The organism is Wenzhouxiangella sp. XN201 (genome assembly GCF_011008905.1).
GTDB lineage: Bacteria > Pseudomonadota > Gammaproteobacteria > Xanthomonadales > Wenzhouxiangellaceae > Wenzhouxiangella.
In genome coordinates this window covers 685,419-703,412 of record NZ_JAAIVI010000017.1, presented here as the reverse complement: position 1 = coordinate 703,412, position 17,994 = coordinate 685,419, and the positions used below count along the sequence as shown (strand labels likewise).

General features: G+C 63.6%; 12 protein-coding genes. 6 read left to right on the top strand and 6 right to left on the bottom strand.

Annotated elements, in window-relative coordinates; genetic code table 11:
* Positions 1-62: 62 nt before the first annotated feature.
* Positions 63-746, bottom strand: a complete 684-nt coding sequence (ung, locus tag G4Y73_RS03570; RefSeq protein WP_164229488.1) for a uracil-DNA glycosylase — start codon at positions 744-746, stop codon at positions 63-65.
* A gap of 146 nt (positions 747-892) precedes the next feature.
* Here ung and G4Y73_RS03565 point away from each other — a divergent pair, with 146 nt between their 5' ends.
* Positions 893-1,921, top strand: coding sequence for an NAD(P)/FAD-dependent oxidoreductase (locus G4Y73_RS03565; protein ID WP_164229486.1), 1,029 nt, complete (start codon positions 893-895; stop codon positions 1,919-1,921).
* A gap of 133 nt (positions 1,922-2,054) precedes the next feature.
* Here the strand turns inward: G4Y73_RS03565 and G4Y73_RS03560 are convergent, their stop codons facing one another.
* Positions 2,055-2,609 (bottom strand): YceI family protein, encoded by a 555-nt coding sequence (locus G4Y73_RS03560; RefSeq protein WP_164229484.1) that lies wholly within the window; start codon positions 2,607-2,609, stop codon positions 2,055-2,057.
* On the bottom strand, positions 2,606-3,166 hold the full coding sequence (locus G4Y73_RS03555; RefSeq protein WP_164229482.1) for a cytochrome b: 561 nt from the start codon (positions 3,164-3,166) through the stop codon (positions 2,606-2,608). Before G4Y73_RS03555 ends, G4Y73_RS03560 begins: the two co-directional genes overlap by 4 nt.
* Here G4Y73_RS03555 and G4Y73_RS03550 point away from each other — a divergent pair.
* Both G4Y73_RS03550 and G4Y73_RS03545 read left to right on the top strand, forming a co-directional pair.
* On the top strand, positions 3,165-3,923 hold the full coding sequence (locus G4Y73_RS03550; protein ID WP_164229481.1) for a YceI family protein: 759 nt from the start codon (positions 3,165-3,167) through the stop codon (positions 3,921-3,923). The two genes, G4Y73_RS03555 and G4Y73_RS03550, sit on opposite strands and share 2 nt — an antisense overlap.
* Before the next feature lie 193 nt (positions 3,924-4,116).
* Complete coding sequence (locus G4Y73_RS03545) at positions 4,117-4,950, top strand: hypothetical protein (RefSeq protein ID WP_164229478.1); 834 nt, start codon at positions 4,117-4,119, stop codon at positions 4,948-4,950.
* A 77-nt stretch (positions 4,951-5,027) separates the two neighbouring features.
* On the opposite strand, the gene dapA is transcribed toward G4Y73_RS03545, so the two are convergent.
* From dapA to G4Y73_RS03530, 3 genes are all read right to left on the bottom strand, one after another.
* Positions 5,028-5,924, bottom strand: coding sequence for a 4-hydroxy-tetrahydrodipicolinate synthase (dapA, locus tag G4Y73_RS03540; RefSeq protein WP_164229476.1), 897 nt, complete (start codon positions 5,922-5,924; stop codon positions 5,028-5,030).
* 19 nt (positions 5,925-5,943) lie between these two features.
* Complete coding sequence (locus G4Y73_RS03535; RefSeq protein WP_164229473.1) at positions 5,944-8,355, bottom strand: zinc-dependent metalloprotease; 2,412 nt, start codon at positions 8,353-8,355, stop codon at positions 5,944-5,946.
* Between the two features lie 79 nt (positions 8,356-8,434).
* Positions 8,435-11,329 carry a M14 family metallopeptidase gene (locus G4Y73_RS03530; protein ID WP_164229462.1) on the bottom strand — a complete coding sequence of 965 codons (2,895 nt, stop codon included), beginning with the start codon at positions 11,327-11,329 and terminating at the stop codon, positions 8,435-8,437.
* A 108-nt stretch (positions 11,330-11,437) separates the two neighbouring features.
* Here G4Y73_RS03530 and G4Y73_RS03525 point away from each other — a divergent pair, with 108 nt between their 5' ends.
* Genes G4Y73_RS03525 through G4Y73_RS03515 form a run of 3 tightly spaced genes read left to right on the top strand, consistent with a single transcriptional unit; the run spans position 11,438 to position 17,886 of the window.
* Positions 11,438-12,682, top strand: a complete 1,245-nt coding sequence (locus G4Y73_RS03525) for an aminotransferase class I/II-fold pyridoxal phosphate-dependent enzyme (RefSeq protein WP_164229450.1) — start codon at positions 11,438-11,440, stop codon at positions 12,680-12,682.
* A 58-nt stretch (positions 12,683-12,740) separates the two neighbouring features.
* Entirely contained in the window at positions 12,741-15,860 is a 3,120-nt protein-coding gene (locus G4Y73_RS03520) for a ligand-binding sensor domain-containing diguanylate cyclase (protein ID WP_164229440.1), read from the top strand.
* Positions 15,850-17,886 carry a M3 family metallopeptidase gene (locus G4Y73_RS03515; protein ID WP_164229437.1) on the top strand — a complete coding sequence of 679 codons (2,037 nt, stop codon included), beginning with the start codon at positions 15,850-15,852 and terminating at the stop codon, positions 17,884-17,886. Before G4Y73_RS03520 ends, G4Y73_RS03515 begins: the two co-directional genes overlap by 11 nt.
* Positions 17,887-17,994: the final 108 nt, after the last annotated feature.

Genomic DNA, 17,994 nt, shown 5'->3' with positions numbered 1-17,994 from the left:
TTTTTCTTGGCGACCTTCGCACCTTGGCGCCTTGGCGTGAGGCATACCACCCGCAAACACGCCTAAAGCTGCCAGTCGATCGGCTCCACTCCCCGACTCCGAAGCCACTCGTTGGCCTTCGAGAAATGCCGGCAACCAAAGAAGCCGCGGTGGGCCGACAAGGGCGAAGGGTGCGGGGCCTTGAGCACGAGATGGCGATTGCGGTCGATGCCGGCGCCCTTTTTCTGGGCGTGGCTGCCCCAGAGCAGGAAGACGACGTTCTCGCAGCGCGCGTTGACGGCCTGAACGACGGCATCGGTGAACTGTTCCCAGCCCTTGCCCTGATGCGCCCCGGCGTTGCCGCGCTCGACCGTGAGTACGGCATTGAGCAGCAGTACCCCCCGGTCGGCCCAGGCCTGCAGGCAGCCATGCGGCGGTACCGGCAAACCCAGGTCGGACTCGATTTCCTTGAAGATATTGACCAGCGACGGCGGTGGCCTGACCCCTTTCTGAACCGAAAAGCACAGCCCGTGTGCCTGGCCCGGGCCGTGGTAGGGGTCCTGGCCGAGGATGACAGCCTTCACGCTCGACAGCGGCGTGGAATCCAGTGCGTTGAAGATCTGCGGCCCGGGCGGGTACACGGTCGCCCCGGCCTGCTTGCGCGCCAACAGGAAAGCACGCAGGCGTTGCATGTAGTCGCGGTCGAATTCACCGCCCAGGACTTCGAGCCACTCGGGGTGGAGTTGGATGTCGCGTTGCTCTGGCATAAGGTTGGCTGGTTCGATTGTTTGCGGGTTGGCTGGTTGTGGTTTCAACTAGCTGACAAGCCAACCAGCGAACCAGCCAACACGGACTCCCGGTTATCATAAGGCAGCACGTGCATGAATCCACCCCAAAGTCTCCGGAGACACCCATGTCCATCCAGACCGATGCGGTCATCGTCGGCGCCGGCCCCGTCGGCCTGTTCCAGGTCTTTGAACTCGGCCTGCTGGGCCTGAAGGCCGAGCTGATCGACTCCTTACCGCAGGTCGGCGGCCAGTGCGCCGAGCTTTACCCCGAAAAGCCCATTTACGACATCCCCGCCTGGCCGGTGATCGGTGCCCAGGAGCTGGTTGATAAACTGATAGAGCAGATCGAGCCTTTCCATGCCGGCATCCATCTCGGGCAGCGCGTGGAGAAGTTTGAAAGGCGTGATGACGGACGGTTTACGGTCGTCACGTCCGCCGGCACCGAATTCGATGCCGGCGCTGTCATCATCGCCGCCGGGCTGGGCGCTTTCCAGCCGCGCAAGCTCAAGGCCAAGGGCACCGACGAGCTCGATGCCGGGCGAATTCACTACCGGGTGACCGAACGCGAGCGATTTCGCGGCAAACGCCTGCTGATTCTCGGCGGCGGCGACTCGGCACTGGACTGGACCATGGACCTGGCCGAAATCGCCGAATCCGTGGAATTGATTCACCGCCGCAACGAGTACCGCGGCGCGGCCGCCTCGGCCGAGAAAGTACGCGCGCTCGCCGCCGAGGGCAAGGTGCGCGAGCGCCAGGGCATCATCACCCGAGCGGAGAGCACGGACGATGGCGGCATCCGCTTCGACATGATGGACCTCGAGCGCAATAAATTCAGTGTCGATGGCGACGAGGTTCTGGTGTTCTGGGGCCTGGCACCCGACCTGGGGCCGATCGCCGAATGGGGCCTTGACCTGGAAAAAAAGCAGATTCCGGTCGACACCGAGAAGTTCCAGACCTCGGTCGAGGGCGTATTCGCCATTGGCGACGTCAACACCTACCCGGGCAAGAAGAAGTTCATCCTGTCGGGCTTTCACGAAGCTGCCCTGGCGGCTTTCGGCGTGCAGAAGTACGTCTATCCTGAGCAGCGCCAGTTCGTGCAGTACACGACGACCTCACCGATCATGCACAAGCGATTGGGCGTCGCGGACGACTAATGGGGCATTAGTGCACGGCGTGTTTTTTGAAACCGCAGATTACGCAGATGAACGCAGATTAGTGATTGGAATACTGAAAATCCGCGTTCATCTGCGAAATCTGCGGTTTCCAGGACTCAACATGCCCTGCTTTCTACCTGCTTGAGTAAGGCTTGAGCTGGAGTTCGAACTCGAGATCGACCCGATTGCGAATGAAATCGGTGTCCTCGAGATCCTCGTCGCCGGTGCCGACGTTCCAGTCCAGGCGCATGATCTCGGCGCTGCCAGTCAGCACCGGCGGCTTGCCGTCCGACAGGTTCAGTCGAACCGTTTGATCGGCTGTGACACCACGCAGTGTCAGCTTACCTTCGGCGATGTAGCCGGCATCCTCGGCACGTATCTCGCCGCTTTTCCAGGTTGCTTCGGGATACGCCTCGACATCGAAGAAATTCTCGCCCAACATTTCGCCATCGCGGTCGTCATTTCCGGTATCGGCCGAGGCCGTCTGAACGATGACTTCGATACCGGCGGTCGCCAGATCGCGCTCGACCATACACAGCGAGACCTCGAACTCACCAAAGCTGCCGGTGAAAGTGCTGCCTTCCGCCTCACCGATGAACTTCAACTCACCGTCGTCCTGGTTCGCCCGGAAGCAATCGGCCAGGCCCAGGCCCGGCAGGATCAGCAGCGCCAGAAATGCAAGTTTCAATCCCTTCGCCATAGCGGCAACATCCTTTTGAGTACGTCGTTCTTGAGCCAGATGTGGTGACGCAGCGCGGCGAGCGCATGGCCAATGGCAACCACCGCCAGCGCGGTCGTCAGCCACTCGTGGACTTCCCCGAACAAATCTTCCAATGCCTCGCTTTTTGCCACGATGCTGGGAAAATCGACCGGACCCCACCAGTAGTCGCCGAATCCGGCCGCCGAGGAATAAGCCCAGCCCGAAAGCGGAATGGCTAATATCAGGCCATACAGTAACCAGTGACTGCCATGGGCCGCCATTTGTTCCCAGCGTGGCAGCCGGGCGGGCAGCGGTGGCGGCCGATTGAATAGCCGCCATAGCAGCCGAAGCACCGCCAGGGACAGGATGGTCATACCGAAGGTCTTGTGCTGGGTCACCAGCTCCAGCCGGGCGCGCAAGCCGTCGATTTCATCGATGCGCCAGGCCCAGATATACTGGATGATAACCAGCACCACGACCAGCCAGTGAAATACCTGGCTGACCAGTCCGTAGGACCGTTCAGTATTGCGAAGCGGTAGACCCATGCACAACTCGTCTGAACTTCCGTTACGAGACTATAGCGCCGGCAGGAAGATCCTGTCATCAGCGCTCCTGCTGCTGGCGCTGGCCGGTTGCCAGTCCATGCCGCCGGCGCCGGATGGCATCAGCCCGGCACGCCCAACACAGGAATCCGCACCGGAATGGCCGGACGGGCAACACTTTGTCGTCGACGAGGAGTCTTCTCGACTGCGCCTGATCGTTCGGGCCGAAGGGCCGATGGCCCGCCTTGGCCATCCGCACGTCATCGGCGGCAGCGCGATCAACGGTGAAGTGCTGCTGGCCAATCCATTTCGCGACTCAGCACTCAGACTGACCATCGATGTCAGGGACCTGCAGGTCGATGAGGCCGAGTGGCTACAGGCCGAGGGGTTCGAACCGGACGTCGAGGAATCCGACATCGCCGGTACCCGCCGCAATATGCTCTCGTCCGAACTTCTCGATGCCGAGGATCATCCCGAAATCCGGATCGAATCGATCGGTATTACCGGCCCACGCTGGCAGCCGGACATCGAGGCGCTGGTTACCCTGGCCGGCGAGACGCGAAAACTGACCGTCCCGGTTGCCCTGGCAATGACCGGAGACCGACTGACCGCCACCGGCCGCTTCGTCATCCGCCAGAGCGACTTCGGCCTGACCCCCTATTCGGCCGCCGGTGGCGCCCTGCGCGTCTCCGACGAAGTGCTGGTTCGCTTCCGGATCTCGGCAACCCGGCAAGTCGACAAGGGCGAAGACGTCGAATAGATGCATTCCCCGCACGCTTGAATGTGGGAAACAAGCAGACCTATACTCGCAAGGCGCCCGTGGGGGGACTGGCTGTGGCCATCCTCCTGTTTGGGCGGCCACTCCCTCTCCCGCCGTTTCGTCGGCGCGTCCAGTCGAACTCGGACGTCCCGCGGATTCAGTCACATTCATCTCTAGTTAGAGGGAGATCAACATGAAAACAAAACTCTTTGCGGTGATTGCCGCCGCATGCTTGTCAACGGCCGCTGTCGCGGAACATTCCTGGAGTGACTATCACTGGGCTCGCACCACCAGTTCATTCGACCTGGTACTGATCAACTCGACGACGTCGGATTGGGACGGCTACGTCGCCGATGCGGTCGCGGACTGGTCATCGTCCAGCAACCTCAATTTCGTCGAGGACGTCACCGGCGACACCAACAGGCAAACTCGTCGCAAATGCAATGGCGGGGACGGCACGGTACGCATCTGCAACCTGGACTACGGCAACACCGGCTGGCTGGGCATCGCTGGTATCTCGCTGGATAACAACGGGCATATTTCCACGGGCTACACCAAGCTCAACGACACCTACTTTGACCAAGCCTACTACGATTCGCCGGACTGGAAGCTGAGCGTGACCTGCCAGGAACTGGGCCACAACATCGGCCTGGGCCACCAGGACGAGGACTTCGACAACGAATCGCTCTTCTCCTGCATGGACTACCAGGATCCGCCTTATGAGTATGCGAATGCTCATGACTTCGAACAGCTCGATACGATGTACAGCCACACGGATTCCTACAACTCCTACGCCACGACCGATGGCGGCGGCGATGATGGCGGTGACGGCGGTGGCAACGGCTGCAACGCACCCCCGGGCAAGGGCTGCAACAAGTCGGATACCGGCAACAACGGCGATATCGGCTGGGGTGCCTCAATCGGGCGCCGCGGCAACCTCGAAACTTTCGTGCGCATCGACCCCGACGGCACCATGCATATCACGTACGTGACCTGGGTACCGGGGCACGGCAACGATCACCATTGATCGAATGACCAAGATTCGAAAAGGCCGCCTGCGGGCGGCCTTTTTCGTGGTCTGCGTTACCTCAACGATACTCCCCTTCAGTCGATCATCCCCATCGCCTCCAGTGTCGCGACCAGCCGCTCCCGACTGGCATCGGTCAGCGGCGCCAGCGGGCTGCGCACGCTGCCCACATCGATTCCGCAGAGATTCATTGCCGCCTTGATCGGCACCGGGTTGGTCTCGATAAAGGCTGCCTTGAACAGCGGAAGCAGCTCGAAATGGATGGCACGGGCGGTTTCAAAGTCGCCTTTTGCCGCAGCGTCAACCAGCGCGACCATGCGTTCAGGCACCAGGTTGGAAACCACCGAGATCACGCCGTGGCCGCCGATACTCATCAAGGGCAAGGTCAGCGCGTCGTCGCCGGAGACCACCCAGAACGGCTCATCATGACGCTGACAGATGCGATCGATCACATCAGCCATCTGGCCGATGTCTCCCGAGGCTTCCTTGACCGCGATGACATTGGGAATCTTCGCGATTTCGGCCAGGGTTTCGGTCTCGACATTGACCGCGGTTCGCCCCTTGATGTTGTAGACGATGATGGGCAACTCGGTGGATTCGGCAATCTCCCGGAAATAACGCTGCAGGCCGGCCTGGGACGGCTTGTTGTAGTAGGGCGTAACGACCAGCACGCCGTCGGCACCGGCCTCCTGCGCCTCGCGCGTGGTGCGGATGGCCTGCTGAGTATTGTTTGAACCCGTGCCGGCCCACACCTGCACCCGACCGGCCACCTTTTCGACCGTGTAGCGGATGACGCCGTCATGCTCGGCGTTGAACATCGTCGGTGATTCACCGGTCGTGCCCATTGGCACCACGCCAGACACACCGGCGGCGATCTGCTTTTCCAGAATCTCGCCGAGCGCTTCGTAGTTGACCTCGCCGGCCTGGTCGAAAGGCGTGACCAGCGCGGTATAGACTCCTTTGACTTGCAACATGTCGCTCCGTGATCGTGTTTCAGGGCCAGGGCAGTGAGATGAATTCCGGGCGCGGCCGGTTCTCGGGTTCGTCGCGACCATCCAGGAAACGCTGGATGTCGGCGTGCGCCATGCGTCGGTGCGCCTCCTCGACCGCGCTCAGGCGCTGACGACGCTGCGGCGCCACGTCATCGGCCAGTCGCTCCAACTGCAGCCGGGCTGCCGCACGCACCTGCGCCGTGGCCTGTCCATTGCCGGCCAGGTCGAGCAGCGCATCGAGCACACTGCGTTCGACGACGCGCGCGATGGCGAGTTCCTGGCCTTCGTCCTTCACTTCACGCTGCCAGCTCGCCTCGACCAGGCGAGTCATGATCGCTTGGGGCGCAGGCACTTCGGCATCGCGGGCATTGAGGCTGGCGGCGCGCGCCATGCGCGAGGGCTCGAGCAAGCGGCTGGCGATCTCGAAGGCCAGGCGATGGGCAACGTGTACGGGATCGAAACGCGGACCACCCGGCGAATCCATTGCGCCGGGGTCGACGTACCACTGCCAGCCGGCATCCCAGCCCATCGGTGCCGGCGCCATCAGATCGACAATTCGCTCAGGAATGTGCAACTCGGCCGGATCGAGAGCGCTGACGACCGCATCGAGCGCCCGCTGCTGATCCGATGCGGGAACCGGCTGCGTCGGCTCCAACCCGTCGCGCTTGAGTGCATAGGAAAACCGCATCCCGCCGATGTGCTTGATCACGCCGATCAAGGCCGTTCGATGGTGCGTGTAAACATGCGCAAAACGCCGATTGAGCACCACGTAAGGCTCGTCGGGACCCAGGGCGCGCTCGTCGAAGTGTTCGATCAGCACGCGGCGGACCGCGCGAGTGCGCTCGAGCGCTGAGAACATGTCCTCGCCCTCGACCCAGACCGTGGCATCGGGGTAGCTGCCGGCCTCACTGGCATGGCCGCCGGTGATGAACTCGAGATCGCGCTCGGCCATCTCCTCGAGGATCGCGGCCAGACCTTCGCGCTCGGACTCTGCATCCGGATACCAGGTATAGGCGTAACGGATGGCCAACTTGTCGAACTCGCCGATGCCCTCGGCATAGACCTGCGAGAGATCAAGCCGACCGTCGTCGTCCAGGCGCACCAGCGGCACCGGGTAGTCCATGACCGAGGCCCGGTCGCGGGTCGCCGCCATGAAGTTGTGCGCCATGCCGAGCGAATGCCCGATCTCGTGGGCGGCATGCTGGCGGCGGCGCATCATGGCCATCTCTTCCGACGACATCGCATCGGAGCCCTCGCCCAGCGCCGGCCGGAATCCCATCCAGAGGTCGTGGTTGACCAGCGAGCGGTAGGAATCCATGCGCGTCTTGGCGGTGACGATCTCGCCGCTGCGCGGATCACGGTAGTTGGGCCCGATCGAAGGACCGCGCTCGTTGCGGTGGACCCACACCAGCATGTTGTAGCGGCTGTCCATGGGGTCGGCACCCTCGGGCAGGTCGCGCACTTCAAAGGCGTTGGCAAAGCCGGCCGCCTCGAAGGCTTGGGCCCACCAGTTGCCGCCCTCGCGAAAGGCCGAGCGGTACGGTTCGGGAATGGCGGGATCGAGATGGAACACGATCGGCTCGACCGGTTCGACCAGCTCACCGGCCAGATAGGCTTCCGGGTCGGACGGCTCGAGGCGCCAGCGCCAGATCCAGCGTTTTTCGTAGCCGCTCTCAAGCGGCTGGGCGAAATCGAAGAACACCTGCGGAAATACCCCGGAGCGCGGATGATAGTCACGCGGGGAATAGTCGTCATCGGGCAGCGCCAGGAAACTGTGCTGCTGCTCGAAGCTGATCGAGCGTGCATCGGCGGCCTGGCGATGCAGGCGCGGGTCCGGTTCCTCGACGCCGAAGGTCAGGGCCACCCGAACCTCCGTGTTGTTCACGAACGCGCCGCTGCGCTCGGGCATCGCATAGCTGCGCTTCCGGTCCAATGAGACCTTGCCCAGTTCCGCCGCCGTCAATTGCGCCGCCACGCCGTGCACGTCGGAGAGCAGAAAATCCGTGGCATCGACGAGCAGACCTTCGTCACGCGTCTCGACCACCGGCATGGCGGCCAGCACCGAACGCGGGAAGGACTCGTGCACCGACCGGACCAGGGCGGGATTGTCGGTAATCGCCCGATACGCGGGGTTCTCGCGCACCAGCATCACCTGCTTGCCACGGCGTTCGAACACCACCAGAGTGCTATCGCCGGTCGCACCGCGGTCGAGCAGTGGCGAGGGCGTACCCAGCCCGGTCGCCAGGGTGTTGAGATAGATCAGCGGCTCGTCGAGTGCACGAACGTGCAGCAGGATGCGGCCATCGTCATCGTCGAATTCAACCGGCAGCAGGGCCGGTTCCTCGGCCAGGGCGGGCAGCAGCCAGGCGATGCCGGCCAGCAGCGCCAGGCCGGCGCGAAAATATCGGTTCATAACCGCACTCCGGTTGACAGGACAACCAGCATAGGCAGGCCGCCCGCGTCGGTCAACGCGGGCGCCTGCAAGCCTCGGCTCAGGGCAGTTCGACGGGCTGGCTCGTGCCCAGACCCGGACCCAGAATCAGCGCATTCTCCAGCAGGCGGATGGCGCCGAGCTGAGCACCGCGGAAAGCCGGCGGATGGGCAAACAGGATGACCTGCCCGCGGCCCACCGTTTCGCGTGCGACCCAGGCGCCGTTGGCGATGCGCTCGCGCGCCTCCGGCCACAAAAGGCCGCCGGCGCGTACGATCAACTCCTGCCCGGCCGGCACCGGCGACCAATTGATCAGGCGGTGTTCGCGCTCGTCACTGGACTGATGCACGCCGATGCGCAGGGGGGTCTGGTCCGGATCCTCGCTCATCAGGATGGGCGAGCGCGACATCAGTACGGTCAGGAACTCGCCGGTTCCCGCAGCCAGCCAGTGCTCGGTATCGACGCGGGTCGCCACCATGGCGCCGGAGGGCATGAACTGACGCTGCCATTGATCGCGGCGCTTGCGCTCGTCGGCATCCGGCAGCGACTCGTCCAGCCCGTTCCAGGGATAGTCGGCCTGATCGGGCGCGGCGTGCCCCCACACGGCATCCGGCAGGGGCTGATTGGCTGCCTGCCATTCGCGGTAGAGGGCATCCTGGTAGGCGGAAAGCTCCTCCCCGATGACCTGCGAAAGCGTACGCAGCTTAACCAGCGGCTCGTCGCCGCCGGTCAGCGCCCGGGCCGCGGTATCGGTGGCGACCAGCGTGCCGCCGTTCTTGACCCACTCCCCGAGCGAAGCCCTCAGACCCTCCGGCAGATCGCCGCCGCCCCAGCGATCGGGCAGGTAGAGCACGTTGTAGCGGCGCAGATCGCCCCAGCTGGCGCGCGACTCGTCGATATGAGAGTGACGGACACCGAGCCGGTGATCGAGCACGTACCAGACCGCGCCGAAATCGGACATGTTCGTGCTGCCGCGGCCGACCAGGGCGACTTTCGGTGCGGTAAGCACCTGCCAGTATTCGCCGCCGAGATCGGCCAGCTCGCCCGGCGCCCGGCCGTGACCGACAGACTGCACCGCCAGGCCGAGCTCGTCGGCCACGGTTCGAACCGCTTCGGTCCAGTCCTCATTGCCGCGATTGTCATCCAGCGTGACGGCGATCGAGCCGACCGGCAAGGCGATGCCGTCGAGTTCGGAGGCGCGCGTGCTGGCGCGCACGTTCACGCCGCGCTCGAGCAGACGACCGGCCAGGGCAACCGCCCGGTCGTCGGCACCGCTGGCAACCAGCGCGATCCGGTCTTCAGGCCACTCGGCGGCCCTTGCCGAATCGGCCGACGCAAAGTCGACCGGTTCGAGATTGCCGCTGATGTGCTCGGGCACCGTGACCGCGTCGAGTCCGAACATCATGGGGATATTCCACGAAGTGGTGTCGTAGAGGGTGCTGCCGCCCTCTTTGAGAATACGCTCGCGCTCGGCGACCAGCGCTTCTTCGCTGATCTGCGGGTCGAATTCGAACATCGCCGCGACCAGCCGGGCCGCGGGCTGGCGATTGGGAATCACCAGGCTGCCGGCCGGCAGATCAAAGCGGCGGCGCTCGCGGCCGAGCAGGTCGGTTGCCCGCGAGACCTCCATCGACTCGGTCAGCCGGTGTACCTCGAATTCCTGGATGCGCAACAGATCGAGGAGATCGTTCATCCGGCCCGCGTTGTCCGACGGCAGGATGACGAAAGTCCGCTCGCCGTAGGGACCGCGCGAGGAAACGACATTGGCGCGATCGTCGGCGTACTGCGTCAGCATCGCAGGGCGGTTCTCGCGCAGCGTTTCCAGGTTGGCGAAGGTCGACAGAAACTGGTGGTGAACGGCCTGGCGATAGCTGATCAGATGGGTCGGCCGCTGCACGCCGTCTTCGGCGATGCGCGCCTGTTCATACAGAATTCCCTGGGCGCCGCGCAGCGCTGCCCAGGCGTCGGAATAGCCCGGATACCAGTTCTCGTTCCATTCGCCGGAATAGTAGGGGTAGCCGAACTCGTCGAAGGCGCGGGCCTGATCATCGGCAAACTGCTGGGCGGTGTCGCGGCCGTAAGGCGGCAAATGCGGATTGTGCGGCTTGCGCGGTGGCGATAAGAGGAAGGTGTCCTGCGAGCCCATCTCGTGCGCGTCGACGAACAAAAGCGGCTTCCAGTCAATAACGTGAGGAATACGGCCACGGGTTTCGGGATGGCGGGCATAGATCCAGTCGCGGTTGAGGTCGAACAGGTAGTGGTTGCCGCGCCCGTAGGGCCAATAGCCGCTATGGACCAGCGACTGATCGTCCACGTTCGGATGTTCACCCCGGGCCTGATGGACGCCGTTGACGAAGCGCATGCGCCCGTCCGGATTCATGTTCGGGTCGACGATGACGACCAAGTCCTCGAGCAGACCGGCCGTCGCGTCGGAACGGTCGGCAGCCAGGTGATACATCACCGCCAGCGCGGCATCGGCCCCCGAACTTTCGTTGCCGTGAATGGAATAGCCCATCCAGGCGACGCCGGGCAACTCCTCGATCAGGTCTTCGCGCTCGCCAGAAGCCAGCTCGCGCGGGTCGGCAAGGCGGGCCATGCCGGCCTTGATCTCGTCGCTGCGGGCCAGATTGCCAGGCGAGGAGATCGCCAGATAGACCAGCGGACGTCCCTCGTAAGTCCGGCCGTATTCGACCAGCTCGACGCGATCCGATGCCCCGGCCAGCCGGCGGGCATATTCGACAATCTGTTCGGAAGTCGCCACCTGCTGCCCGACCTCAAAGCCCAGCACGGCGCGGGGACGAGGCAGGTCGGGATCGTGATCAGCCGCAGCGGGAAACAGCGAATGCGCATAGTCCAGCCCGGCCAGCGGCGAAGGCGTGGGCTCGAAATAGGGCGTATCGGGCTGAGCGAGCGCCAGCGGCGCAAGCAGGACGGCAAACAGCAGAACTCGTGACATCGGTGGGTGTTCCTCGGGGTATTGGCGAAGGTCAGGTCCGAAGATTAACTGATCTGCCTCTACGAAACTTCATTTCTGCAGCATGACCGAAACGGTATCATTGCCCGTATGAAACCGCCCTTCCAGACCGCTGGCCGGCTCGAGGCGGTGCGCTACGAGATTCGCGGCGCCCTCGCCCGACGTGCGCGAGAGCTCGAGCAGGCCGGCAACGACATTCTGCATCTGAACATCGGCAACCCCGGCGCCTTCGGTTTTCGTACACCCGAAACCATGCGCCGGGCGATCATCCGCAATCTGCCCTTCTCGGAAGGGTACGGACCGCAGGCCGGCATCTTTCCGGCGCGCGAGGCGGTGGCCATGCAGTTCCAGTCACGCGGGCTGACCGACACCCGCTACGATCAGGTCATCATCGGCAACGGGGTATCCGAACTCGTCGACCTGACCCTGCGTTCACTGCTCGAACCCGGCGATGAGGTGCTCGTCCCCGCACCGGACTACCCGCTGTGGACGGCCGCGGTCATGCTCAATGGCGGCCGGGCCGTGCACTATCCGTGTCAGGCTGCCGACGGCTTCATCCCGAACATCGCGCAGATCGAACGGCAAATCACGCCCAAGACGCGCGCCATCGTGGTGATCAATCCCAACAATCCCACCGGCGCCGTCTACCCGGAAGAGTCACTCCAGGCTCTCGCCGACCTGGCCACCCGCCACGACCTGATCATCTTCTCCGACGAGATTTACGACAGCATCTGCTACGAGGACGCGCGCTTCGTGCCGATGGCGCCGCTCGCGCCCGAGACCCTGTGCGTGTCCTTCGGCGGATTGTCGAAGGTTTACCGGGCCTGCGGCTGGCGCGTGGGCTGGGCGGTATTCACCGGCGCGCTGGAGCGCGCCGAGAACTACATGCTGGCGGTGGAAAAACTGGCTGCGCTGAGGCTGTCGGCCAACGTACCCGGCCAATGGGCGGTACAGACCGCACTCGGCGGCTATCAGTCCATCGCCGACCTGGTCGGCCGCGACGGCCGACTGTTCGAGTCGCGCCAGGCGGTGATCGAAGCCTGCAGCAAGAGCCGGTTTCTCGAACTGGTCAAGCCGATGGGGGCCATGTATGCCTTCCCGTCGGTGCGCACCGAAGTCTTCGGCGACTTCGACGACCATCGCTTCGCCGCCGAACTGCTCGAGCACAAGCACATTCTGGTCGTTCCCGGATCGAGCTTCAACATTCCCCAACGCAATCACTTCCGAATCACGCTGTTGCCCGAGGCCGAACAGCTGACCGAAGCCTTTGAGCGCATCGAGAACCTGCTCGAGGAACTGGCTGACGAACCGCAGCGCATCCGAGCGGTACAATGAACGGTTTATACGCACCGATTCCAGGGGGGATCAGCATTTCCGCACAGACCCCAAGCGCATGAAATCCCGATCACCGTGGATGTGCATTGCCGGCAATGCACTGGCCGGGTCTGTCCTGGCCTTGCTGGCAGTCACCGCGACAGGGAGTGACTTCGCGGACTTCGATCAGGCCACCTGGTCGCTGGAAAGCGGGCTGCCGCAACGCTCGGTCATGGCCATTGCGCAGGACCATGGTCGTTACCTGTGGCTGGGCACGCAACACGGATTGTCGCGCTTCGACGGCCAGCAATTTCGCGAGTATGTCGTCGAGGATCATCCGGGCCTGGTCGGCAACGACATCAGCAGCCTGCTCAGCGATGAAGCCGGCCGCCTGTGGGTCGGCACCCGCAAGGGCCTGTCGGTCCGCGAGAACGACATGTTCCGCCAGGTCGAGCTTCCCCTGGCCGCGTCGAATGATGGCGAGACCGTGGTCAATGCCCTGCTGGAGATGCGCAGCGGCGTCATCCTGGCCGGCACGGACGAGGGCCTTTTCCGGATCGACGGCGATTCCGTACAGGCGACCCGCGAACGTTCCGATCGCATCGGCGGCCTCGCGCAGATCGAGAAGCGAATCTGGATTGGTGGGCTCGGCCGCTACTGGTCGATGGGCGAAGACGGAAACATCAGCGAATGGTCCCTGCCGGAGTCCCTGTCGGCCACACTGATCACCGGATTCGTGGCCCGGCCCGACGGACTCTGGCTGGCGAGCACAAACGGCCTGTTCCAGCATGCGGGACCGGGTCCCGAGGCGGTGGCTCTGCATCCGGGGCTGAACAATACACCGATCACCGCACAGTTGGCCGACGGCCTCGGCGATACCTGGATCGCCACCGAACAATCCCTGTTCCGGCTGCGAGACGGGCAATTGGTCGAGCGCATTGATGATCGCTACCCTGGCTATCACCCGCAGATTCAGGCGCTGTTCGAGGATGTCGAAGGCAATCTCTGGATGGGCAGCGCAGTCAACGGGCTTGCACGCTACTGGCCGGGACGGGCCGATCGCTACAGCGTAGCGGAAGGATTGAACGAGGCGTTGACCTGGAGTCTGGCGCCGGCCGATGAAGGCGCGTTGTGGGTCGGCACTACCGATGGCCTGGCACAATTGCGCGATGGGCGCTTTAAGCCGGTCCTGTCGGGCCACGAACTGCCACACCCCCATGCCTACACGTTGCTCGCGGAATCCGACCGGCTCTGGATCGGCACGCGCCGCGGCCTGATTGGGCTCGATCCCGCAACCGGAACGCTGAGCCGTCCCGAGACCCTGAAAGCGCTCGACCCTTACCAGATCAACGGTATCGTCCCGGCCCGCCGCCATGGCCGCTACTTCTATCTGACCAGTAATGGCCTGTACCTGCAGCACGACGACGGCCGACTTGAGCATCTGGATCGAACAATCGGCACACGCAGCGTTCGGCAACTGCAGACCCTGCCGGACGAATCCCTGTTGGTGGCCACCGAGAGCGGCGTCTTTCGCGGCCGGCCCGGTGCCTGGACAGTGTTGGGGGAGAAGCATGGCCTGCCGGCCAACCTGACGGTCATGGCCCTGCACATCGTCGACGCGAATCGAATCGTCATCGGCTCGATGGATCGGGGCCTGTTCGTGGGCGATGGCGTGCAGTTCGCCCGTCTGACACGGTCACAGGGCTTGCCGAGTGATTCGAGTTATTTCATTACTGACGATGAACACGGCTTTCTGTGGGTGGCCAGCTTCCAGGGTGTCTACCGCGTACCGGTCGAGGACATCGGATTCTCCCCGGAGCAACGGCCGGAGACTGTCGATGCGCAAATGCTGATCAGCGAAAGTGGCCAGCACCGGGGCAGTCAGCAGGGCTTTTGCTGCAATGGCGCGGGACACGCCAAGGGCCTTTTGCGTGCGGACGGATTGTGGCTGCCGACTCGTGACGGCGTGATTCGCCTTCGGCCCGATTCAATCGATACATCCATGCCACCTCCGGCGCTTCATGTCGAGCGTGTGCGTGTGGGCGAGCAATGGCGGGAGCTACCGCAGAATGGCCCGCTACAGCTCGACCTGGGCGCTCGGGATCTTGCCTTCGAGTTCGCCGCCATCAGCCTCAGGGATCCCCAGGGCGTGCAACTCGACTATCGCCTGCAGAACTTTCACGACTGGCGTCAACTGCCCTCGATCGAGCAGCAGCGGGTCGAGTACACCAACCTGCCGCCCGGCCGCTACCGCTTCGAGATCCGGGCAGCCAACGGCGTGGGCATCCGGGCATCGCAAGCCGCAGGCGTCGATCTGGCGATTCCTGCCCGCTTCTCGGAAACGTCCGGGTTTTACCTGCTGATAGCACTGGCAGCCGCAGGCCTGCTCTGGCTCGCCTACTATTGGCGCAAGCACCAGTGGCAGCGGCGGCAACAGGCGCTCGAGCAGGAAGTCGAGCGGCAGACCGAAGCGCTGCGCGAGAGTAATGTGCAGCTACAGCAAGCCAACCGGGCACTCAAGCGCTTGAGCGAGCGTGACAGCCTGACCGGCCTGCACAACCGCCGCTATCTCGAGCAGCGTATGCCGCTCGAAGCCAGCCGCCTCGAACGCCTGCGTGAGCAGTCTCGTTCAAGCAGCGACCCGGTGATCGGCTTTGCCCTGATCGACGTCGATCACTTCAAGAACATCAACGACCAGATCGGACACCGAGCCGGCGACCAGATTCTCGAACAGATGGGAGAGCGTCTGCGCCAACTGGTTCGCGACACTGACTACGCCATCCGCTGGGGCGGCGAGGAGTTTCTCATCGTATTACCAGGCCTCGACCGGACCGATGCGGACACGACCCTGCATCGTTTGCAGGCCGGGCTGAGAGATCGTCCCTACTCCATCGACGGAGAGCGCCGACAAACCATCACCGTCTCGGTTGGCTATGCCGAACTACCACTGGTATCAAACGATGCGGTCGTAAAATCCGACTGGGAGACCGTCGTCGAACTGGCTGACCGGGCGCTTTACCAGGTCAAGCGACATGGCCGGGACGGCTGGGCCATTCTCAGGCCGGAACGCGAGCAAGACGCCCGGCGGCTACTGAACGCCCTGCGCAATGACCTGCCCGCCTGCATAGCACGCGGCGACGTGCAGATCCAATTCCACCCAACCCGAAACACTGAATTGCGGCAAGCTCATGAAGACTGATCTCGAAAACCCCCTGCTCGATGGCGGCCTGCCGGCCTTTTCGAAGATCCGGCCGGAACACGCTTTGCCCGCCCTGGAGAAACGGCTGGCCGACTATCTCGAAGTGATCGAACGTATCGAGTCCCTCGACAAGGAAGTCGACTACGGCAACGTCGTCGTGGCCGAAACCCTGGCCGACAACGCTCTGGCCAATACCTGGTCGGCCATCTCGCACCTGCATGCTGTCATCAACACGCCCGAGTGGCGCGATGCTTACCAGGCCTGCCTGGCGCCAATGACCCGCTTTCATACTGAACGCGGGCAGAACCGAAAGCTTTGGGCCGCTTACAAGGCGCTGGCCGAGCGCGAGGATTTTGTCACGCAAGATGCCGCCCTGAGAGCCACCGTCGAACATGAACTGCGCAATTTCCATCTCGCCGGCGTCGACCTGCCCGAATCCGAGCGCAAGCGCTTCGGCGAGACCAGCCTGCGCCTTTCCGAGTTGGGCAACCGCTTCGGCAATCACGTGCTCGATGCCACCGAAGCCTACAGCGAGACCTTCGACGAAGCCGAACAGCTCGCCGGCCTGCCCGAATCCGAGCTGGAATTGCTCGCCGGCATGGCCCGCGATGCCGGTCAGGACGGCTGGATGGCCAATCTCAGCTTTCCGGCCTATCGCGCCGTCATTACCTATGCCGACGACCGCGACTTGCGCCAGCGCTTCCACCGCGCCTTCGCCACCCGTGCCTCGGAGACCGGCCCTCAGGGAGGGCAGTTCGACAATGGCCCGGTCATGCGCGAGATGCTCGCCCTGCGCGACGAGCAAGCCAGGCTGCTGGATTTCGAACATCATGCGGCAATGCGGCTTTCAACGCGCATGGCCGACACAGCCGAAGAAGTCGAGGGTTTTCTGAACCATCTGGCCGAACGCGCGCGGCCGCAGGCCAAAGCACAGCTCGAGGAACTGAACGGGTTTGCCGGCGACCTGGGTGCAGAAACGCCGCTGGAGCCCTGGGATATCGCCTACTACAGCGAGAAGCTGCGTGAACAGAAGCTCGGCATCAACGAATCCATGCTCAAGCCCTGGTTCGAACTCCAGCGCGTCTTCGACGGCCTGTTCACCACCGCCGGCGAACTGTTCGGGCTGCGCTTCGAAGCCGACGAGCGGATCGATACCTGGCACGAAGACGTGCATTTCTTCCACGTACTCGATGAGAGCGGGGAGAAAACGGCCGGCCTCTACCTCGACCTCTACAGCCGGCCGCGCAAGTCCGGCGGCGCATGGATGGATGTCTGCCGAGCACGCATGCGTGTCGGCGGCATTGAACAATTGCCGATCGCCTACCTGACCTGCAATTTCGCCCCACCCGGGCAGGACCAGCCGAGTTTGCTCACGCACGACGATGTCGTCACCCTCTTCCATGAATTCGGGCACTGCCTGCACCACCTGCTTACCCGCATCGACCTGCCCGGCGTGGCCGGAATCAACGGCGTGGAATGGGACGCTGTGGAATTGCCGAGTCAACTGATGGAGGGCTGGGCCTGGGAGGCCGAGTCACTCGAGCGCTACGCGCGCCATGTGGATACCGGCGAACCTCTGCCGGAAGAGATGCTAGCCGGACTCAAGGCCAACCAACAGTTTCTGGGTGCGATGGCGCTGGTGCGCCAGATCGAGTTCGCGCTGTGCGACCTTGCGCTCCACACCCGGCCGGGTGCCGATCCGATCGACGTCATGCACGAAGTGAACGATCGCATCGCGGTGCTGCCCATGCCCGCCTACAACCGCTTCCTGATGAGTTTCAGCCACTTGTTCGACGGCGGCTACGCGGCCGGTTACTACAGCTACCTGTGGGCCGAGCTGCTGGCGCGGGACGCCTTCGACCTGTTCCGCGACAAGGGTCTGTTCGATTCGGATACCGGACACCGACTGGCGCGCGAAATCCTCGAAGTGGGCTCGAGCCGCCCCATGCAGGATTCCTGGCTGGCCTTCCGTGGCCGCGAACCAGCACTCGAACCCTTGCTGGCCTCCTACGGCATCGCAGCCTAGCCAGCTCGCGGAGCAGACGATTCCGAGAGAACTCATGGGGTTACGGATATAATCCGTCGCCCCTTTACGCAATATACGGTCCGCGCCTGCAATCAGCACCAGCCCAAG